At 57.0% G+C, this 19,434-nt stretch carries 19 protein-coding genes; 12 read left to right on the top strand and 7 right to left on the bottom strand.

Annotation, left to right across the window (positions count from 1 at the left end; genetic code table 11):
* Positions 1 to 15 precede the first annotated feature (15 nt).
* The 4 genes from HGO37_RS04995 to HGO37_RS04980 form a co-directional block, all read right to left on the bottom strand.
* Positions 16 to 1,362, bottom strand: a complete 1,347-nt coding sequence (locus HGO37_RS04995; protein ID WP_250982358.1) for a cbb3-type cytochrome c oxidase subunit I — start codon at positions 1,360 to 1,362, stop codon at positions 16 to 18.
* Between the two features lie 23 nt (positions 1,363 to 1,385).
* Positions 1,386 to 1,838 (bottom strand): c-type cytochrome, encoded by a 453-nt coding sequence (locus tag HGO37_RS04990; RefSeq protein ID WP_192487921.1) that lies wholly within the window; start codon positions 1,836 to 1,838, stop codon positions 1,386 to 1,388.
* Positions 1,839 to 2,017: 179 nt separating this feature from the next.
* Entirely contained in the window at positions 2,018 to 2,308 is a 291-nt protein-coding gene (locus HGO37_RS04985; RefSeq protein ID WP_250982357.1) for a cytochrome C oxidase subunit IV family protein, read from the bottom strand.
* A gap of 4 nt (positions 2,309 to 2,312) precedes the next feature.
* A complete protein-coding gene (locus HGO37_RS04980; protein ID WP_250982356.1) occupies positions 2,313 to 2,843 on the bottom strand; it encodes a cytochrome c oxidase subunit 3 in 531 nt (176 codons plus the stop codon).
* Between the two features lie 139 nt (positions 2,844 to 2,982).
* Here HGO37_RS04980 and HGO37_RS04975 point away from each other — a divergent pair, with 139 nt between their 5' ends.
* Together HGO37_RS04975 and HGO37_RS04970 are read left to right on the top strand one after the other, a co-directional pair.
* Complete coding sequence (locus tag HGO37_RS04975; RefSeq protein ID WP_192487924.1) at positions 2,983 to 3,138, top strand: hypothetical protein; 156 nt, start codon at positions 2,983 to 2,985, stop codon at positions 3,136 to 3,138.
* Between the two features lie 22 nt (positions 3,139 to 3,160).
* Positions 3,161 to 3,838 carry an NnrU family protein gene (locus tag HGO37_RS04970; protein WP_250982355.1) on the top strand — a complete coding sequence of 226 codons (678 nt, stop codon included), beginning with the start codon at positions 3,161 to 3,163 and terminating at the stop codon, positions 3,836 to 3,838.
* A 10-nt stretch (positions 3,839 to 3,848) separates the two neighbouring features.
* Here HGO37_RS04970 and HGO37_RS04965 read toward each other — a convergent pair whose 3' ends face one another.
* Both HGO37_RS04965 and HGO37_RS04960 read right to left on the bottom strand, forming a co-directional pair.
* Complete coding sequence (locus HGO37_RS04965; protein WP_250982423.1) at positions 3,849 to 4,433, bottom strand: UbiX family flavin prenyltransferase; 585 nt, start codon at positions 4,431 to 4,433, stop codon at positions 3,849 to 3,851.
* A 2-nt stretch (positions 4,434 to 4,435) separates the two neighbouring features.
* Entirely contained in the window at positions 4,436 to 5,944 is a 1,509-nt protein-coding gene (locus HGO37_RS04960) for a UbiD family decarboxylase (RefSeq protein ID WP_250982354.1), read from the bottom strand.
* Between the two features lie 109 nt (positions 5,945 to 6,053).
* Here HGO37_RS04960 and ubiT point away from each other — a divergent pair, with 109 nt between their 5' ends.
* The 9 genes from ubiT to HGO37_RS04915 all read left to right on the top strand — a co-directional run bounded on the left by ubiT (position 6,054) and on the right by HGO37_RS04915 (position 14,850).
* The gene (ubiT, locus tag HGO37_RS04955) at positions 6,054 to 6,566 is read left to right on the top strand and encodes a ubiquinone anaerobic biosynthesis accessory factor UbiT (protein ID WP_250982353.1); all 513 of its coding nucleotides are present in this window, start codon (positions 6,054 to 6,056) and stop codon (positions 6,564 to 6,566) included.
* Positions 6,557 to 7,534 (top strand): ubiquinone anaerobic biosynthesis protein UbiU, encoded by a 978-nt coding sequence (gene ubiU, locus HGO37_RS04950; protein WP_250982352.1) that lies wholly within the window; start codon positions 6,557 to 6,559, stop codon positions 7,532 to 7,534. The genes ubiT and ubiU overlap by 10 nt, the downstream gene beginning before the upstream one ends.
* A gap of 4 nt (positions 7,535 to 7,538) precedes the next feature.
* Positions 7,539 to 8,471: a ubiquinone anaerobic biosynthesis protein UbiV gene (gene ubiV, locus HGO37_RS04945; RefSeq protein WP_250982351.1), complete on the top strand. Its 933-nt coding sequence runs from the start codon at positions 7,539 to 7,541 to the stop codon at positions 8,469 to 8,471.
* The gene (locus HGO37_RS04940) at positions 8,471 to 8,854 is read left to right on the top strand and encodes a hypothetical protein (RefSeq protein WP_250982350.1); all 384 of its coding nucleotides are present in this window, start codon (positions 8,471 to 8,473) and stop codon (positions 8,852 to 8,854) included. The genes ubiV and HGO37_RS04940 overlap by 1 nt, the downstream gene beginning before the upstream one ends.
* A 98-nt stretch (positions 8,855 to 8,952) precedes the next feature.
* Complete coding sequence (locus HGO37_RS04935; protein ID WP_250982349.1) at positions 8,953 to 11,103, top strand: TonB-dependent receptor family protein; 2,151 nt, start codon at positions 8,953 to 8,955, stop codon at positions 11,101 to 11,103.
* A 15-nt stretch (positions 11,104 to 11,118) separates the two neighbouring features.
* Positions 11,119 to 12,102 carry an ABC transporter substrate-binding protein gene (locus HGO37_RS04930; RefSeq protein WP_250982348.1) on the top strand — a complete coding sequence of 328 codons (984 nt, stop codon included), beginning with the start codon at positions 11,119 to 11,121 and terminating at the stop codon, positions 12,100 to 12,102.
* A 5-nt stretch (positions 12,103 to 12,107) separates the two neighbouring features.
* On the top strand, positions 12,108 to 12,917 hold the full coding sequence (locus HGO37_RS04925) for an ABC transporter permease (protein WP_250982347.1): 810 nt from the start codon (positions 12,108 to 12,110) through the stop codon (positions 12,915 to 12,917).
* Positions 12,914 to 13,666, top strand: a complete 753-nt coding sequence (locus HGO37_RS04920) for an ABC transporter ATP-binding protein (RefSeq protein WP_250982346.1) — start codon at positions 12,914 to 12,916, stop codon at positions 13,664 to 13,666. Before HGO37_RS04925 ends, HGO37_RS04920 begins: the two co-directional genes overlap by 4 nt.
* Positions 13,663 to 14,850, top strand: coding sequence for an NnrS family protein (locus tag HGO37_RS04915; protein ID WP_250982345.1), 1,188 nt, complete (start codon positions 13,663 to 13,665; stop codon positions 14,848 to 14,850). The genes HGO37_RS04920 and HGO37_RS04915 overlap by 4 nt, the downstream gene beginning before the upstream one ends.
* 157 nt (positions 14,851 to 15,007) lie before the next feature.
* Here HGO37_RS04915 and HGO37_RS04910 read toward each other — a convergent pair whose 3' ends face one another.
* A complete protein-coding gene (locus HGO37_RS04910) occupies positions 15,008 to 15,196 on the bottom strand; it encodes a hypothetical protein (protein WP_250982344.1) in 189 nt (62 codons plus the stop codon).
* Here HGO37_RS04910 and HGO37_RS04905 point away from each other — a divergent pair.
* Complete coding sequence (locus HGO37_RS04905) at positions 15,195 to 19,355, top strand: bifunctional nitrate reductase/sulfite reductase flavoprotein subunit alpha (RefSeq protein ID WP_250982343.1); 4,161 nt, start codon at positions 15,195 to 15,197, stop codon at positions 19,353 to 19,355. The two genes, HGO37_RS04910 and HGO37_RS04905, sit on opposite strands and share 2 nt — an antisense overlap.
* The last annotated feature ends 79 nt before the right edge of the window (positions 19,356 to 19,434 follow it).

Below are 19,434 nucleotides of genomic sequence, written 5' to 3'. Positions count from 1 at the left end.
GGGCCGGCGCGTTTCTCATTCGGCAGGCTGCACTGCACGGGTGACGTCACTCCGTCGTTCCTTGCCGGGCACCAGGACTGCCCAGGTGAACATGAGAGCCGAAATGAGAACTCCAGCGCCCGTCGCCAGGCGTATCCAGTAGAACAGCGACAGCTGTTCCTGCACGTCCATGTAATTGTCGCCGAGCACGCGCTGCAGGTGCACCTGCACTACACCAGCAAAGGTCAGGGCAAAGGTCATCAGGAACATGGCGGTGCACATGATCCAGCAGCTGGCCATTGACAGCATCTGGTTATACGGTGCGCGCTTGCGCATTTCCGGCATGGCATAGGCCATCATGGCGAGGTTCAGCATCACATAGGCACCAAAGAAGGCGAGGTGACCGTGCGCGGCGGTGATCTGCGTGCCGTGGGTGTAGTAGTTGACCCATGACAGCGTGTTGAGGAAACCCCAGACGCCAGCCCCGAAAAATGCCATGACCGAGCAACCGATCGACCACAACAGGGCGGCGCGGTTGTCGTGCTTGAGTCCGGCCTTCCAGGTCATCACGAAAGTAAAGATAACCATGGTGAAGAACGGTGCGACTTCCAGCGTCGAGAACAGTGAACCGATCCACTGCCAGTATGCGGGAGCGCCGATCCAGTAGAAGTGGTGGCCGGTGCCGAGAATGCCTGAGAACAGTGCCAGGCCGACGATGACATAGAGCCACTTCTCAACCACTTCACGGTCAATGCCGTTGAGCTTGATCATCAGGAAGGCCAGGATCGAGGCCATGATCAGTTCCCACACACCTTCGACCCAGAGATGGATGACGTACCACCAGTACATCTTGTCGAGTGCTAGGTTGACCGGGTTGTAGAAGGCAAACAGGAAGAAGATCGCCAAACCCCAAAGGCCAAATAGCAGGATGTTGATGACGGTGGTCTTGCGGCCTTTCAAAGCTGTCATGGTGATGTTGAACAGGAACATCAGCACGACGATCACAATGCCGACCTTGATGGCAAAGGGCTGTTCCAGGAACTCGCGTCCTTCATGGATGCGGAACAGGTAACCGACCACGGCAACAGCGGCGGCGACGAGGAACAGCCAGAACTGGATGATCGCCAGTTTCGGACTGTACAGCTCGGTTTCCGTCTCTTCCGGCAGCAGGTAATAAGTCGAGCCCATGAAACCCATCAACAGCCAGACAACAAGGGCGTTGGTGTGGATCATGCGGACGATGTTAAAGGGTAAAAGCTCGGACAGCGTGTTGGGCAGCGCGTAGATTGTCGCTGCAAACACACCGAATATGACCTGCGCAATGAACAGGCCAATGGCGCCATAGAAGTAAAGCATGGCGACTTTTTGCGTCTGGTATTTCATGTCTTCTCTCCTTGCCTCACATCTCACCCGGCATCATTCGGTGGCCAGTTCTGGGTCTTGATGCGACTTGCCCACTCAAGGAAGTCGACAAGGTCATCAAGTTCCTGATCGGTCAGGTTGAACTGGGGCATCTGACGTCTGCCTTCGATGCCGGTCGGCTGTGCTGCCATCCATCCCTTGATGGAATCGCGTGCGGACTCCTTGTCCTCAACGCCGCCGTAACGCTTCCAGACATTTCCAAGCTCTGGTGCGAAATAGGCACCTTCGCCGAGCAGAGTGTGACAGTTGATGCAGGAGTTTTTCTCCCAGACATGTTTGCCGCGGGCGACACTTGCCGTCAGCGTGCTTTCATCCGTAGAAACGGTGCGCATGTAATAATGGCTGTGGGCGGTAAGCCCGACGAAAATCGCAAAGAAGAATATGGAGCCGCCATAAAAGACGTTGCGCGCTCCTGTCTTGGTCAGGCGTTCTGCCATGCCATGGTCCTTTCCATTCCGGGGAACCGCCAGCGCGGACCGGCTTGATCGAACCCTTTTCCGGGTGTTTGGCTGTTGGGCGGCGCACTGCGGTAGGGCTGGGACCTTTCTAGAGGCTGGGGCAGAACCGTCTTTGCCATTTGGCAAACAACAGGCACGCTATCGGCCCCAAGCTGCGTTCAAAGATGATAGACGCCCTGCAGAACAGCGCGCAGCAGCGCTGCTGCAGCAAAAAGCACCGGCCATGCCAGCAGGGCATTACGCAAAAGACCCGGCTCGCCGCCAAGGCCCAGGAACTCATCGATAATGCGTCGGGATTTTAACAGCGCAAACAGCGGAACCAGGCACGCCGCAGCAAGTGCAGGCATGTAACCGGCCTGTCTTGCCGTCACCACGGCCATGCCCGCCAGCACCAGAATGCTAAGAATGACAAAGGTTTTGCGCAGTTGTGAAGATGTACGATCAAGCATGGGTCTACACCAGATAGATAACGGGGAAAATGACGATCCAGACAAGATCGATGATGTGCCAGATGGTCGTGACGAGCGTGACGTTTTCATCTTTCGGTTTCACGGCAACGATCAGCAGCAGCCCTGCAACAAAGATGACGTGGAAAAGATGAAAGCCGGTGAGCATGAAATACAGCTCGTAAAAAGCGCCGTAGGCCGCATCTGATGCGAAGGCGATTTCGGTGCTGTATTCGTAGAGCTTCAATGCGGTGAAGACGAAACCCAGCAGGGCCGCCAAAATCAGCGCCCGTCTTCTCAGCTGCGCCGAGCTATTGCGCCGGGCGGCAATCGCCGCCTGCCAACCGCTACCCAACAGTACCAGTGTATTGAAGCCGGCAATTTGCGGCTGCAAATGGCCCCTTGCTGCGATAAATCCTTCTTCGTTCAGAGCAAAGGCGATCAGAAATGCCGCCAGCAATGCCCCAAATACAATCAACTCACTCCATACCAGAATCCACATCAGCAGATTGCCGTTATCCTCGTCTTTTGCCGCCATGACCTCATCCATATTTGCCGAATAGCAAGTCAGAGATAGGCGGGTGCATCATGTGCTTCTTTGCTGCCAATCAAAGAACGCCGTCAGTAAACGCTTATGGTCATGACAAAGCGCAATTACCATTTGATGGAGCATAAGCATGAACGACGCTCAGGTCGGACTCATTGTCGCAACGCCTATTATTATCGGCTTTTCTATCCTTCTTTACCGAATGGGGGTGTTACAGGGACCGGGCACCATTTCGGCCGTGCTGGCCTCTGCTGCCATAGCAACCGTGCTGTTTCTAGGGCAGTAAGAGAACAATCGAGGATCCTGCCGTGATAGAACTTTTAGCCGCACTGGCATTGTTCGTTGCCCTGCACTCCATCCCTGCCATGCCATCGGTTCGCGGCAAGCTGGTTGCAGCCATGGGCAGGCCCGCATATTTCGGTGTCTATTCTCTGGTGTCGCTGGCCGCCCTTGGCTGGGTTTTCCATGCGGTCCTGATGGTGGACTATATTCCCCTGTGGGACACCGCGCCCTGGCAAGCGCATGTGACATTTCTTGCTGCGCCACTTGGGGTGTTTTTTGTTCTTGCCGGCATGTGCAGCGTCAACCCGCTGTCCATCTCGGTGCGGCAGGGAGAGAAGGCCGGGGCGATCGTCACCATTACCCGGCATCCGGTTTTATGGGGTTTTCTGTTCTGGTCAGCAGGGCATCTCGTTCCCAATGGTGATCTGCGGTCGCTGATCCTGTTTGGCGGTTTTGCCCTGTTTTCGCTCTGCGGAATTCCAATGATTGAGAAACGCGCCCGCAAGAGACTGGGTTCTGGCTGGGGTGAGGCGACAGCCCGTACCTCATCCATTCCTTTTGCAGCTTTGTTGTCCGGCAAGGTGCGACCAGCCTTTGATGCACCGCTGCTGGTTGCTGCCGCTTTGACGGGACTTATCACATGGTGGTTGCTGGCTGGCGGTCACGCCGCACTCTTCGGTGCCGACCCGATGCTTTACATGTAATCGCAAGACGTCAGGAGGCCGCAATCACATGCGGCTCCCATGCTTTTGCCTGTGGCGACGCCGGTAGACCAAGCTGGTCGATTGCGCGGGCGGCAAGTTGATCGACAATATCAGCCACACTTTCCGGAAGATGGTAAAATGCAGGCACGGGCGGCATGATCATTGCGCCCATTTCGGTGGCCGCACACATGTTGCGCAAATGGCCTAGGTGCAGCGGTGTTTCCCGTGCCATCAAAATCAGTTTGCGGCGCTCTTTCAAATGCACATCTGCTGTCCTGACAATCAAATTGTCGGAAAAGCCATGGGCGATTGCCGCCAGTGTCCGCATGGAGCAGGGGGCAACAATCATGCCCGCCGTGTGGAAGGAACCGCTGGCGATAGCTGCGCCAATATCGGTGACCGGATGGTTGAAATGCGCCAGCGCCGAAATTCGCTCTACGGCGGCCGCGCCGACTTCATGCAGCAATGTTTGACGGGCAGAGGGCGAGATGACCAGATGGGTTTCTATTCCCTGCATGTCTGCAAGACGCTCAATGATGCGCACGGCAATGGCGGCGCCGGATGCACCGGTAATGCCAACAACGACCCGTGATATGGTCATGGTTTTTCTCCCAATCCGAGCTCACTCCACATGGCGTCTACTTTGGCAATCACATCTGGCGTCATCGACAGCACGCGGCCCCATTCCCGCTCTGTTTCACCGGGTAGTTTGCGGGTGGCATCCAGTCCCATCTTGCCGCCAAGACCGGCCCTGGGAGAGGCGAAATCGAGGTAATCAATCGGTGTGTTGTCGATGATCGTCACATCGCGTGAGGCGTCAAAACGGGTGGAAAGTGCCCAGATCACATCCTCCCATTTGCGAACATTGATATCTGGGTCCACAGCGATGATCAGTTTGACGTAATTGAACTGCGGCAGCATGGACCATAAGCCCATCATGATGCGCTTGGCCTGACCGGGATATCGTTTGTCGATGGAAACAACCATGACGCGGTAGGAACAGGCTTCCGGCGGCATCCACAGATCAACGATTTCGGCAAACTGTCGTTTGACCAGTGGCAGGAAGATTTCCAGCATCGCCGCACCCAGAACCGAGGGTTCATCCGGCGGCCGTCCGGTATAGGTGGAGAGGTAGACCGGTTTTTGCCGCATGGTGATGGCCGACAGGGTCATGACGTGGAACGGCTCAACCGAATTGTAATAACCGGTGTGGTCGCCATAGGGACCTTCTGCTGCCGTCTCATTCGCCGAGACGGTTCCCTCCAGAATGATTTCCGCATTGGCGGGGACGGGCATCGGCACCGTCACAGCCTGTGCGATACGGCTTCGCATTCCGCGCAGCAGGCCTGAAAAACCAAGCTCGCTCATATGTTCCGGCAGGGGCATGACGGCCGCCAGAATAAGGGCGGGATCGGCGCCGATCGCAATGGTAACCGGCATATCCTCTCCGCGATTTTGCCACATACGGTGATGTCGTGCACCACCACGATGGGCAAGCCAGCGCATGATCAACCTGTTGGGTCCGAGCACCTGCATACGGTAAATCCCGACATTGATGTCGGCGGGATTATCGGGTGATCTGGTGATGACAAGCGGCCAGGTTATCAGCGGCGCAGGTTCTCCCGGCCAGCACCATTGCACGGGTAATTTTCCGAGGTCGACCTCATCACCCTGCAGAACAATGTCTTGCACCGGCGCGCGCGATACCTGTTTCAGGCGCATGGAAAACGCCGCCTGCAACATCGGCAATTTGCTCCATGCATCCTTGATAGAGTGTGGAGGGCGTGGCTCGCGCAGTTCGGCAAACCGTTCCGCCAGGGCTTTCAGGCCGCCGGTCTCAACCCCCATGCCCCATTCTATCCGTTGCTGCGTGCCGAACAGATTGGCCAGAAGCGGTATGTCATGCACCTTGCCGTCTGCGGCCACCGGCTTTTCAAACAGCAGGGCAGGCCCGCCATTTTGCAACACCCGGCGGTGAATTTCCGTGACCTCGTGCACCAGCGACACTGGCTGTTCAATGCGCTTCAACTCACCACGTTGTTCTAGCATGGCAAGGAAGCCGCGCAGATCGCCGGCGCGGGTTGGCGTGGTTTTTTTATCCATCATGGGTTCTGTCTGGCGATTGCAAATCATTCTGTCTTTGCGCTCGGTCAAACGGATTTGCGTCCGGTGCGGTTAGTTTGCCGCACACTGGTCCATAGAGTTAGAGACGCCGATGATGACTTTTCCAACCGCTCTTGCGAAACCGATGCTTTACCTGCCGCTGCCGATCGTGCAGCGCATGACCGCGCTGATGCTGACGCAAATCATGAAGCAACATCCCGATCTGTTTGGCCGCCTCGCGGAACATCGCAACAAAAATTATGCGTTTCTGCCAAGCGATCTGCCATTTGCTTTTGTGGTTCATCCGGCACGTCCGTCAATCACCGTCAGCCGTAAAAGTCGTTCCTTGGAGGCAGACGCTTCGGTCACGGGACCGCTGTTCATGCTGCTTGCTCTGATGGAGGGACGGCAAGATGCGGATGCACTGTTCTTCTCGCGTGATCTGACGGTTACCGGAGACATGGAGGCCATGCTGGCGCTCAGAAATGCGCTGGATGACAGCGGTGTCGATCTGCCACACGATCTGGGCAGCATTGCCGGGCCGCTTGGTCCATGGGTGACCAAGGCTGCAAGCAACCTGCGTGGGCGTATCCTGTCTGAAGGCGGGGGTGCGGCATGGAACTGATCTGTCCTGCAGGAACGCCAGCCGCCTTTCGTGAGGCCGTCGATGCGGGGGCTGATGCCGTGTATTGCGGTTTCCGTGACGAGACCAATGCCCGCAATTTTCCGGGTCTGAATTTTTCGCGTGAAGAACTGGCGGACGCGATTGTCTATGCCCGTAAACATGGCACACAGACCTTCGTGGCGCTCAACACCTTCATGCGAGCAGGCAGCGAGGAGATCTGGTACCGCGCCGCGGCCGATGCCGTTAAGGTCGGCGCCGATGCGCTTATTCTTGCCGATTTCGGTTTGATGGCCCACGTCGCGGAAACCTTCCCCGAGCAACGTATCCATGTGTCGGTACAGGCCTCCGCTTCCAATGCGGATGCCGTGAACTTTCTCGTCGATGCATTCGGGGCGAAACGGGTTGTGCTGCCACGAACCTTGACCATTCCGGATATTGCCCGTTTGGCACGGCAGATCCGCTGCGAAATCGAAATCTTTGTATTTGGCGGTCTGTGCGTCATGGCGGAAGGGCGCTGTTCGCTCTCGTCCTATGCCACGGGAAAGTCGCCGAACATGAATGGCGTCTGCTCTCCGGCCAGCCATGTGCGTTACCGGCAGGACGGCAAGGACCTGGTGTCCGAGCTTGGCGACTACACCATCAACCGTTTCCCGGATGGTGAGGCGGCGGGTTACCCGACCCTGTGCAAGGGCCGTTTCGATGTGGCCGATGACAAGGGGTATGCCTTTGAAGACCCGGTCTCACTTGATGTAATGGATCAGATTGACGCCCTGCGCGATGCCGGCGTCAGCGCGCTGAAAATCGAAGGCAGACAACGTGGCAAGGCCTATGTGGCCGAGGTTGTGTCCACCCTTCGCAAGGCACTGGATGCCAGCGCCGATCAACGCGGCAAACTTCTGTCGCGGCTCAGGCTTTTGAGTGAAGGCCAGCGCACCACGTCGGGCGCATACGAAAAACGCTGGAGATAATGGCATGTCACAAACACCAACGCTGACGCTTGGGCCCGTTCTCTATTTGTGGGAAGGAGAAAAGTGGCGTGATTTTTATTTCCGCATCGCTGATGAGGCACCGGTCAGCCAGGTCTTGCTCGGTGAAACCGTCTGTTCCAAACGGTTCCACTTTACCGAACCGCATCTGGCTGATGTGATCGAACGGCTGGAAAATGCCGGCAAACAGATTGTTCTGTCGACCCTTGCCTTGGTGACGCTGGAGCGCGAAAGCCGCCATGTTCGTCGCCTGATTGCCGATAGCCCTTACCCTGTGGAAGCAAACGACCTTTCGGCCTTGGGCATGTTGCGCGGCACGCCGCATGTCATTGGTCCAATGGTCAATGTGTATAATGCCGCAACGGCACGACTGCTGGCCTCGCGTGGCGCCACCGCGATCTGTCTGCCGCCGGAGTTGCCGGTGGAATCGGTCAATCGCATTGTTGCTGACACGCCTGATGTTGAGTTTGAGGTATTTGCATTCGGCCGCATGCCGCTGGCCATTTCGGCGCGCTGTGCCCATGCCCGCTCCAAGGGCAACATCAAGGATAATTGCCAGTTCGTCTGCAAGGATGATCCGGATGGTCTGGCGGTCAAGACGCTTGATCAGCAGTCGTTTCTGGCGCTGAACGGTGTGCAGACGGTGTCACATACTTGCCAGTCGTTGCTGGGGGAATTGCATGATTTGGCGCAGGCGGGTGTTTCCCGTTTCCGTCTCTCGCCGCAGGACTGTGACATGGTGGCGGTTGCCAGGATTTATGATGATGTGCTGACTGGCCGGTGCGATGCCGATGATGGCATCGCGCAGATGCAGCGCATCTATCCCGGCGTGCCGCTTTCCAACGGCTTCCATCACGGACGTGAGGGCGCTGCATGGGTTGCCCGCGCTCGCAACACGGCGCATGGAGCAAACCTCTGATGATCGATATGCAAAACCCGGTTGAAAAAATGCAGCCGAGAACCCTGAACGTGAGCGACATTCCCGACGCCATTCATCTGGTGCGCAGTGTGATCATGAAAAGTGCACTGGACTGTGAGTGTCGCGACAAGGTGGATGCGGCCCTGCAGCAGCTCGAGGCGTTTGAACAGCAGCGCAATCAGGCGAAACTATTGGCGATGGCGCGTGAGGAGCGCCGCAAGATCGGTATCCTCCTGGATATGCTGGGGGATTTTGCCGAGGAGGACGAGATGGACAGCGGCATTATCGAAGCGGCTAGCCTGCTGTTTGCAGACATTGCTGCTGCCGCGCAGGAGGGCTCCCGAATTCTCAAGGAAATAACCTCTCCAGAAACATGCATTTAATTGTCATGTTTTCTCTGTTCTTTGTTCTAGAGCAAAGAGCGGGTACTTGCAAAATGTCATCTCCGGGACAGTAAAGTCTATCAAGGGATGAATGGCGTATGCGCTTGTTGGGGACTGGGTTATTTACGGTAACGGCATTGCTCGCCGCCGGGGTTTCGAGTGTTGCGTTGGCACAATCGGCAGCGCCCGGCTCTACGACAGTTCTGGACACGATCACGGTTGAAGGCAAAACATTGTCGGGCGTGGAGCAGGCGCGCAGACGTCTAAAGGCCGTTCCGGGCGGGGTTTCCTCTATTCAGCCGCAGGCGGATGCCGGTCCAGCCGTGCCGACATTGGCCCAAGCCCTGTCTTCCGCTCCCGGCGTTGTTGTTCAACGGTTCTTCGGTGGCAATGACCAGCCGCGTATCCAGATCCGCGGCTCCGGTCTGCAGCAAAACCCGGTTGAACGCGGAATTCTGGTGCTGAAGGATGGCCTGCCAATCAACCGCGCCGATGGCTCCTATATTGTCGGTCTGGCCAATCCGGGGCAGGCCAGTCTCATTGAAGTCTACCGTGGTTACACGGCAAACCGTCTGGGTGCGAGTGTGCTGGGTGGGGCGATCAATTTCGCTTCGCCGGTCGAAAAGGGCACGACGATTTCTGCCGGCGGCGGCAGCTTTGGGCAGGCCGATGTTTCCGCAAGAACCGGTTTTGACGGCGAACGTTTCGCAGCCGGATTTTATGCCGATGTCAGCCGCCGCGACGGTTTCCGCGATTATAATGATTCCCGTCGGGTTAATGTCGGCGGCGTGGTGGAAGCCGAGCTTTCCGACATCGTGAAAACCCGTATCTTTGCCAGCTACACCGACCTTGGTTTTGATGTTGCCGGGCCGCTGAACAAGACCGCGATGGAGGCCAATCCACAACAGGTTTCACCGGGTCCACCCACCAGTCAGGGACCCAATGTCATCCGCGACAAACCGCGTCGTGAAGCCAGCCAGTTCCTGATCGGCTCTCGTACATCAATCGAGCTGGAAGAACATCTTTTCGATATTGGTCTCGGTTACACCTACACCAACGACATGTTCCGCTTTCCGGTTTCGAGTGGCGTAAGACGCACCGAAGGTGGCGATGTGACCGGCCTGTTGCGTTACGCTTATCAGCCGGATGCTTCTGCCCTGTTGCCGTTGTTTGAAACATCCGTGCAGTACACGGTCGGCTCGTCGGACCGCACATACAATATCAATCGCGCCGGTGGTGATGGCCCGGCTTTCTCCAGCAATGATCTCGATGCTTCGACGTTATCTCTGAATGCAGGACTGAACATTCCACTGTCCGATACGGTGACGCTGTCGCCTTCCTTGTCCTACACCTATGCAACGCGTGACAGTGAAGATCTCTGGACGGCAGCGACCCGGCCACGTCTGACCTATGGTGCCGGTGGTGGTGTCCTGTCGAATGTGGCCGCTGTCGATACCAGCTATGAGCGCAGCTATAGCGGTTGGTCACCGGCCATTGCTGCCAGCTGGCGGCCAGATGAAAACAACATGTTGTTTGCTGCGTTGAGCCGCAGCTTTGAACCACCGACCCATGATGATCTTCTCGGCACCACCGGCGGCACACCGAACGCTTCGCCTACAGGCTTTTCGACACCTGATCTCGACGCGCAAACCGCAACAACGGTGGAGATGGGTTGGCGCGGTGAACGTGGCCTGTGGACCTTCGATGCGACGGCCTATTATTCCTGGGTCGACAATGAGTTGTTGAGCCTGCGCGATAGCAGCGGCTCCCTGCTGGCAGCCTTCAATGCAGACAACACGACCCATGCCGGTCTTGAACTGGGTGTGTCCGGCGAAATCATTGACGGGCTGACGGCGCGCATGGCCTATGTGCTGCAGGACTTCCGGTTCCATGATGATCCGGTGCGTGGCAACAACCGACTGGCCGGCGCACCGCGCCATGTCGTCAATCTGGCCCTGCAATATGCGCTGACTGAGCAGTGGGACATTGGTGCAGCCTTGCAGTGGGTGCCCTCCAAAACCCCGGTCGATAACATGAATACGGTGTTTGCCGACCCTTATGCTGTTGTCGATGTGAAGAGTGAATATCGCATCAACGATACGCTGTCGGTCTATGGCGCAGTCACCAACGTCTTCGACAAGACCTATGCCTCCTCGACGCTCATTCTTGATCAGGCAAGTGCTGGACAGGCGGTTTACCTGCCGGGTGACGGACGTGCGTTTTATGCCGGCATCAAGGCACGTTTCTAACGAAAGGACGGGATCATGACTTTGTTTACACGCCGCCAAACCCTTTCGGCACTGTCAGCCTTTACGGTCGCCGGTCTCGCCGCACCCTCTTTGCTGAGGGCTGAGGCACCGCTGACCTTTTATGGCCCACCGGCGGCACCATCGGCCGTGCTTGCCCATGCGGTTAAGGGTGGCTTCCTGAACGAGGTTGCGCCGGGGGCGATCTTCAAGGCGTGGAAAACACCCGATGAAATGCGGGCGGCCGTCGCGTCCGGTTCGATGGGGGCGGTCGTCATGCCAAGTTACGGCGCGGCCAATCTTCACAATCGCGGGCTAGGCATTGGGTTCCTGAACGTGCTGACCACCGGCCTTCTCTACATCGTGTCGAAAGATGAAACGCTGACGTCATTGGAAAGCCTGAAAGGCAAGACAGTTGCCTTGCCGTTCAAGAACGACATGCCCGACTTCGTGCTGGCCCGACTGATCGCAGAACAGGGCATCAAGCCAGGGGAAATCGCACTTGAATATGCCGCTTCCCCACCGGAAGCCGTGCAGCTGTTGTTGACGGGCAGGGTGGATGCCGCGTTGCTCAGCGAACCCGCGGCAACCGCCGTACTGATCAAGGCCAAATCCTTCTTCATGACCGTGCACCGCACCATTGATGTTCAGAAAGAATGGGCCAGGGTGTCCGGCAAAGCTGAAATTCCACAGGCCGGTTTGGCGCTGACATCGGAGTTTCAGCAGAAACTTGGCAAGGCCGGCATCGCGGCATTGCAGACGGGTATCGAGACGGCGTTGGCAAGTGCCATTGCCAATCCGCAGACCGCCGCAGAGGCCGCTGCCGATGCGCTGGGCTTCCCGGCTGAGATTATTGCGGCGTCATTCCCGACCAGTCACCTGTCGGCATTGAAAGCCAGTGCGGCGCGGGCTGATCTCGAGGCCTTCTATGATGAGCTTGCCAAGGCTAACCCTGCCATTATCGGCGGTAAAAAGCCGGATGACAGCTTCTATCTGGTGTGAATGACATGAACCGTATTCTCGAAGGTTTCGGCTGGACTGGACGCTATCTCTGGGCGGGGTGGGCCGGACTTTCGGGAATATTCTGTTTTCTCGCTGCCTGGCAGGCCGGGCATGAAATCTACGGCTCATTTATTCTGCCGTCGCCGGGAGAGACTTTTTCCGCAATTGCGCTACTGGCAGCCCGACCTGATTTCTTCGACATTCTGTCGCAAAGCGCGGTGCGTGCGCTTGCCGGTTTTGTGATCGCGGCTGGCATCGGCACGACAGCTGGACTGCTGGCAGGTTATTCCTTTGCGGCCATGCGATTGATGAAGCCGGTGGTGACGGTGATGCTGGGCGTGCCGCCGATCGGCTGGATCGTGCTGGCGCTGATCTGGTTCGGCTCCTCCGGCGGCACGGCTGTCATGACCGTGGTAATTGCCTCCGCTCCGGTGTCCTTTGCCGGTGCACTGGAAGGCGTTGCCAAGCGTGACCGGCAGCTTGAGGTCATGGCGCAGGCTTTTGGGGCGTCGTGGTTTTATCGCCTGCGCACCGTCACTCTTCCCCATGTGTTGTCCTACCTGTTTCCCGCCTGGACCACGACGGCTGGCAGCGCATGGAAGGTCACCGTCATGGCAGAGCTTCTTTCCAATTCGGGTGGCATTGGCGGTGAACTGGCAACCGCGCGGGCCCTATTCGACATTCCGCAGGTAACGGCGTGGCTGGCGATCACCGTAACGCTGGCGCTGTTGACCGATTACGGATTGCTGCATCTGCTGCGCGAAGCGTTGGAGCGCTGGCGGGCCGCCGGGCTGCCATGGGGTGTGAAACGATGAATGACACTGTTGCCCTGCATTTTGAGCGTGTCGGTCACGCCTTTCTCGGACGGACCCTGTTTGAAGATTTCGATCTGGATGTCACGAAGGGTGAAACCGTTGCTTTGCTTGGTCCTTCCGGTAGCGGCAAGACGACCATCCTGCAAATTGCCGCCGGCATTATCGAACCGGTAAAGGGCCGTCTGCAAAGAGGTTATCACCGGCAAGGGCTGGTGTTTCAAGAGCCGCGGCTTTTGCCATGGATGACATTGATCGACAATATTGCCTACGGTCTTGCGGCCGAGGGCATGTCGAAACGCGAGCGCCGGCAGATTGCCAGTGCCTTTGCACTGGAAGTCGGGTTGGAAGAAACCGATTTTACAAAATACCCGGTTGAGCTTTCCGGCGGCATGCGTCAACGCGCCGGTGTGGCGCGGGCGCTTTCCGTAAATCCGGATATGCTGTTTCTCGATGAGCCGTTCAGTGCCGTGGATGTCGGCTTGCGGCGCCATTTGCAGGATCTGTTGATCGCGGCAGCGACCAGACGCGGTTTCTCCACCCTGCTGGTGACGCATGATCTTTATGAGGCGCTGCGGGTGGCGAACCGGCTGATTGTACTTTCCGGGTTTGATGGTCGGGTGCTTGCCAATTATCTGCCTGACGGGCAGCCGGGACAGCGTCAGGAACGGATGATCTTTGAAGAGGCAGAGCGTCTGTCGCGAGACCCGACATTCGGCGAGTTGTTTTCGGCACGGGAGCGGCGCAGATGAAACGACATCCCATCCTGTCCGAAGCGCTGCGGTTGTTCTTTCCACTTGCAGCCCTGCATGGCGCCCTCTGGCCTTTCCTTTGGGTGCTGGTGGGCGGTTATGACCTGCCATTTGCTCACGACATTGCCCCGTCGCAATGGCACGCGCATGAGATGATTTTTGGCACCTATGGCATGGCCCTGGCCGGATTTCTGGTGGCCGCCGTGCCGGAATGGACCGATACCAAAACCAGCAGTGGCAAAACGCTGCTCTGTCTTGCAGCGCTTTGGTTGCCCGCCCGGATTATCGGTGCTTTGGGAGCTGATGCTTTAAGCCTGCTGGCAGGGCTGTTTGATCTTGCATTTCTGGTTGGCATCGCCGCTATCATTGGCAGGGCGATGCTGGAGAGGCGCACGACAAAACATCTGGCATTTCTGGCCTGGCTGCTTTTGTTTGCCGGGGCTGAGGCCGGTGTTCGTTATGCCTGGCAGGTTGGCGATGTTGAACTGGCATCTCGTATGCTGGAAGCCGCTCTTTGCATTTTCATCGTGTTGTTTTCCTTGTCGGCCTCGCGCATCAATGTCGTCGTCATCAATCTGGCGCTTGATCCCACGGGCGAAACCTCGCCTTACCGGCCGCATCCCGGACGCAGACACATGGCGGGTGCCATGGTCACGCTCTATCTGGTGGCAAAACTAGCCTTCCCAGACACTGACGTGTCCGCATGGCTTGCTCTTGCTGCCGGCGCTGCATTTTTCGATCGGCTGGCTGAATGGTTCGTCGGCCGCGCTGCGTTCAAAACCGAGGTTCTACTGCTGGCTTTTGGCAATGCGTTTGCGGGCATCGGTTTTCTGGCGCTTGGGGCAACCCGTCTTGGTTTTAACCTATCGCCCGCGGCCGGTCTGCACATGTTGTCGCTGGGCGCTCTCGGCTGCGCTGTCATGGCGGTGTTTATCATCGCCGGCCTTCGTCATACGGGGCGCAACCTCGACCGTTTGCCATGGCAGGCGCATGTTTCTGCTGGTCTGATGATCCTTGCCGCACTGGTTCGGGTGCTTCCCGAGTTTGATGCACTATCCGCCATAGCGCCCTATCATCATGGTCTGAGTGCTGCCTTGTGGGCGCTGAGTTTTGGCGTGTGGTTGCATGGCTTCATGCCATTCATGCTGCGACCGGGTGTCGATGATCAGGGGGCTTGCGGCTGAGCTGAGTGTGTTACACCTCTGTGTTCGCCCCTGAATTCACTGCCCGTTGTATAGGCATGGCAAATTGATGCTGCCGATTTTTGTGACTTAAGTCTGCAATCAACTTCGAACGGACCTCCGCACTCGAGTATTTTTTGCTGAAATTACAATCCTGTTTTTATTTGGCACGCTTGTTGCTTCGTTTTGAAGGCGTCCAACGGCGGGCGCTTATAGCAAAGCTGCTGATCTGAAACTGACGTTCCTCAAGGAGCGGCAATTTTCGATCTGCAGCTTTTTTGTTTTTGGGATTTTCAAAAGACCGGAAGGTCTTATTCGAACCGGGTGATGTGTATGCAGGTTTTGCCATGACAGATACCAGAACGGTCAAAGGTTCCTGTCCCTATTGTGGTGTAGGCTGCGGTATCGTGATGGAGGTCAGGGATAACCGCGTGGTCAAGGTTTCTGGCGATAAGACCCACCCGGCAAATTTTGGCCGGCTTTGCACGAAGGGCAATAGCTGTGCGCAGGTTATCGCGGATCCAGGCCGGATGGATAAGGCTCATATGCGCCATGAACGCGATCAGGACCAGGTTCCGGTTCCCGTTGAAAAGGCGATCAAGGAAACCGCGCAGAGGCTGAAGGCGATTATTGAACGGCACGGGCCGGATGCCGTTTCACTTTACGTGTCCGGGCAGATGTCGCTGGAGGCGCAATATCTGTCCAATAAACTGGCCAAGGGATTTATCCGCACCAAACATATCGAATCCAACTCGCGCCTTTGCATGGCAAGTGCTGGCAGTGGCTACAAGCTTTCGCTGGGATCAGACGGACCGCCCGGTTCCTACGAGGATTTTGACAAGGCCGACCTGTTTTTTGTGATCGGCGCCAATATGGCTGATTGCCATCCGATCCTGTTCTTGCGGATGATGGACCGTGTCAAACAGGGTGCGCGGCTTATCGTGGTTGATCCGCGCCGAAATCGTACTGCGGACAAGGCGAACCTGTTTTTACAAATTCGGCCGGGAACCGATCTGGCGCTGCTCAACGGTCTTCTGCATCTGATTGTCAAAAACGGCCATACAGACAGCGGCTTTATTGCCGAGTTCACTGAGGGTTGGCAGCAGATGCCTGCTTTCCTGGCCGATTACACGCCTGAAAAAGTCTCTGACATTACCGGGCTTGCAGTCACAGATATTCTGCAGGCTGCTGACATGATGGGTATGGCGCGGGAGTCGATGAGCTGCTGGACCATGGGGCTGAATCAAAGCACACATGGCACCTGGAACACCAATGCGATCTGCAATCTGCACCTCGCCATGGGCAAGATCTGTCGGCCCGGGAGCGGACCTTTCTCGCTGACCGGCCAGCCCAATGCCATGGGTGGGCGTGAAATGGGCTACATGGGGCCGGGTTTGCCGGGCCAGCGTTCCGCACTTGTGGAATCAGACCGAACCTTCATCGAAGATCTCTGGGACGTTCCGCGTGGAAGCCTGCGAGCGGAAGCGGGTGGTGGGACGGTTTCGATGTTTCAGGAGATGGCGGACGGGCTGATCAAGGCCTGCTGGATCATCTGCACTAACCCGGTTGCCAGCGTTGCTAACCGCGACAATGTTTTGAACGGTTTGAAGGCAGCCGAGCTTGTGGTGGTGCAAGACGCGTTTCTCGACACCGAAACCAATATCTACGCCGATATTCTCCTGCCCGGCGCGTTATGGGCCGAAGGCGACAGCGTCTTGATCAATTCGGAGCGCAACATCACGCTGACACCAAAAGCGGTTGAGCCACCGGGCGATGCGATGCCCGACTGGTTGCTGATTACCCGTGTTGCGCAGGAAATGGGATATGCCGAGGCATTCAGCTACACCTCTTCAGCGGAGGTTTTTGAAGAGATCAAACAGGCCTGGAACCCGAAAACCGGATACGATATTCGTGGGGCAAGCCATGAACGGTTAAGCCGTAGCCCATTGCAGTGGCCGGTGGCATCGACAGAAAGCGCGTCCCGTAACCCGATCCGCTACCTCAATGACAGCCAGAGCCAACCCCTCAATATGGACGAGTCTGGAGCTCCACGGCTGGTGTTTGCCACGGCCAGCGGCAAGGCTGTATTTTTCCCACGGCCGCATATGGAGCCTGCTGAAATGCCGGGGGCGGAGCGACCCTTCGTTCTGAATACCGGCCGCTTGCAGCACCAGTGGCATACGATGACCAAGACCGGCAAGATCGCTACGCTGAACAAGCTCAACCCCGGTCCGTTTGTCGAGATCCATCCTGAGGATGCTGCCGAATTTGGCATTGAAGACAAGGACAGGGTGGAAATCAGAAGCGCACGCGGACGGGCTATTCTACCGGCTGTGGTCACCGACCGTGTTTTGCCCGGTAATTGTTTCGCGCCATTTCACTGGAACGATGTGTTTGGCGATGATCTCGCCATCAATGCTGTGACCAGTGATGCGGTTGATCCGATCTCCCTTCAACCCGAATTCAAATTTACGGCCGTTTCAATTCGCCTCAGCGAAAAAGCCAACAAGCCCGCATCCGCAAAGGAGACCTTCCCCGTGAACGCCATTGCAGATCCAGCCACCGCCTTTTCTCTTTCTCCCGTGTCGGAAATTGCCGCTTTCAGCAGGATGACCGGTGTCAGTCTGGCGCCTGCACCGGTGTTGACCACTCCCGAGCAGACCTATCTGCAAGGCTTTATAACTGGCCTAAATGCGGCAGCGACTTTGGGTACTATTGAAACACCGGTTCTGCCTGACAATGCACCCTTTGTGCAGGAACGCCGACTGTTAATCGATGGCATGCTGGCGGGGCTTTTTTCACGCAGTCGCCTTAGACAGACTGACACGGTGCCGCTGGCGCCGTTTCTTGTGCCGACAGACGATGTGGAAGGTGCAGGTCAAAGCATTGTTATTGCCTGGGCATCGCAGACCGGCAATGCGGAAACCGTAGCGAGTGCCTTTGCCAAACAACTGGCCGCACAGGGGAAACATCACCGGCTTGTTGCCTTGGAAGACCTGTCAGTTGAGGATATGGCGAATAGCGGCATCTGCCTGTTTTTCGTCAGCACCTTTGGTGATGGTGATCCGCCCGACGGGGGTGAGGTGTTCTGGAGCAAGTTGAGTGCGGAGAATGCGCCACGACTGGAGAGGCTTCACTATTCTGTCTGTGCATTTGGCGACAGCAATTATGATCAGTTCTGCGGTTTTGGTCGTAAACTGGACCAGCGGTTGGCGACACTTGGGGCGCAGCGCCTGACTGAGCGGATGGATTGCGAACCGGATTATCAGGACGTCATTGCCGAGTGGGAAACACGTGTCCACGAACAACTGCAGCCAAAAAAGGAGGCGGCAGTTGCCTCAAACTCATCGTCGGTGGTTGTCGTTGATACCGAGAAGTCGGATGCCAAACCGGCTTTTACGCGCAAGGCTCCCTACACGTCTCGGCTTCTGGTCAATCGATGCCTGACGAAAGAGGGCGGGGCAAAGGATGTTCGCCAGTTTGTGTTTGATCTTGGCGAAAGCGGTATGGTCTATGAGGCCGGGGATGCGTTGGGCGTGTGGCCCAGCAACTGTCCGATGCTGGCGGAAGAAATTCTGACCTCACTTCACCTGGAAGCCGATCGTCCTGTGACGCTTGATGGTCTGGGCGAAATGCCGGTTTTCGAGGCACTTCAACGCCATCTCGAGATCGGCAAGGCAAGTGCCGATTTTGCAAAGTCGTGGGGGGCACTGTCCGGTAACAAAGCCCTGACCGACATTCTGGCGGGTGGGAAGGAGCAGGTTGCGAACTGGCTTTGGGGCCGGCAGATTGCCGATGTGGTGGCTTTTGCGCCTTGTTCCCTTAGTGCAGAGGATCTGGTTGGCAATCTCAAACGGCTTCAGCCACGGCTTTATTCGATTGCGTCCAGCCCGAAATTACATCCTCACGAAGTTCATCTGACCGTCTCTGTCGTTCGCTATCTCAATGAAAGGATGAGCCGTTCGGGTACAGCCTCGGCATTTCTGGCAGATCGTGCCACGGACAGCGCGGTGCCGATCTTTGTGCAGCCTTCCGCGCATTTTCGACCGCCGCGCAATTCAGATGCCCCCGTGATCATGGTGGGGCCTGGCACCGGCATTGCACCGTTCCGGGGCTTTCTTCAAGAGCGGCAAGCCACGGGCGCGAAAGGAAAAAACTGGCTGTTCTTCGGTGAGCAACGGCAGGCAACTGATTTTTATTATCGTGAGGAATTGGAGCAGTGGCAGAAAACCGGCCACCTCAACCGTCTTGATCTGGCATTTTCCCGCGATCAGGACGCAAAAATCTACGTTCAGCACCGCATGCAAGAGCAGGGTGCCGCGCTGTTTTCCTGGTTGGAGGAGGGAGCGCATTTCTACATTTGTGGTGACGCAAGCCATATGGCGCGGGATGTGGATACCGCTCTTAGGGATATTGTTGCCAGGCATGGCAACATGGATCGTGATGCCGCCGAGGCATATGTGAAGCGGCTTTCATCCGAAAAACGTTACCTTAGGGATGTCTACTGAGCAGGCTGCTGTAGCGTGCTTGTTCGTGTCCGAAATGGACAAGCGCAGCGGCCTATCAAAAGAATGTTGGCAAGCCGCG

Source organism: Rhizobium sp. CG4, assembly GCF_023701965.1.
GTDB lineage: Bacteria > Pseudomonadota > Alphaproteobacteria > Rhizobiales > Rhizobiaceae > Agrobacterium.
This window is presented reverse-complemented; position numbering and strand designations above follow the sequence as displayed.

Coding starts and splice junctions, on each gene's coding strand:
- HGO37_RS04995 (WP_250982358.1), bottom strand. CDS start 1,362: ATGAAATACCAGACGCAAAAAGTCGCCATGCTTTACTTCTATGGCGCC.
- HGO37_RS04990 (WP_192487921.1), bottom strand. CDS start 1,838: ATGGCAGAACGCCTGACCAAGACAGGAGCGCGCAACGTCTTTTATGGC.
- HGO37_RS04985 (WP_250982357.1), bottom strand. CDS start 2,308: ATGCTTGATCGTACATCTTCACAACTGCGCAAAACCTTTGTCATTCTT.
- HGO37_RS04980 (WP_250982356.1), bottom strand. CDS start 2,843: ATGGCGGCAAAAGACGAGGATAACGGCAATCTGCTGATGTGGATTCTG.
- HGO37_RS04975 (WP_192487924.1), top strand. CDS start 2,983: ATGAACGACGCTCAGGTCGGACTCATTGTCGCAACGCCTATTATTATC.
- HGO37_RS04960 (WP_250982354.1), bottom strand. CDS start 5,944: ATGATGGATAAAAAAACCACGCCAACCCGCGCCGGCGATCTGCGCGGC.
- ubiT (WP_250982353.1), top strand. CDS start 6,054: ATGATGACTTTTCCAACCGCTCTTGCGAAACCGATGCTTTACCTGCCG.
- ubiU (WP_250982352.1), top strand. CDS start 6,557: ATGGAACTGATCTGTCCTGCAGGAACGCCAGCCGCCTTTCGTGAGGCC.
- ubiV (WP_250982351.1), top strand. CDS start 7,539: ATGTCACAAACACCAACGCTGACGCTTGGGCCCGTTCTCTATTTGTGG.
- HGO37_RS04940 (WP_250982350.1), top strand. CDS start 8,471: ATGATCGATATGCAAAACCCGGTTGAAAAAATGCAGCCGAGAACCCTG.
- HGO37_RS04935 (WP_250982349.1), top strand. CDS start 8,953: ATGCGCTTGTTGGGGACTGGGTTATTTACGGTAACGGCATTGCTCGCC.
- HGO37_RS04930 (WP_250982348.1), top strand. CDS start 11,119: ATGACTTTGTTTACACGCCGCCAAACCCTTTCGGCACTGTCAGCCTTT.
- HGO37_RS04925 (WP_250982347.1), top strand. CDS start 12,108: ATGAACCGTATTCTCGAAGGTTTCGGCTGGACTGGACGCTATCTCTGG.
- HGO37_RS04920 (WP_250982346.1), top strand. CDS start 12,914: ATGAATGACACTGTTGCCCTGCATTTTGAGCGTGTCGGTCACGCCTTT.
- HGO37_RS04915 (WP_250982345.1), top strand. CDS start 13,663: ATGAAACGACATCCCATCCTGTCCGAAGCGCTGCGGTTGTTCTTTCCA.
- HGO37_RS04905 (WP_250982343.1), top strand. CDS start 15,195: ATGACAGATACCAGAACGGTCAAAGGTTCCTGTCCCTATTGTGGTGTA.
- HGO37_RS04910 (WP_250982344.1), bottom strand. CDS start 15,196: ATGGCAAAACCTGCATACACATCACCCGGTTCGAATAAGACCTTCCGG.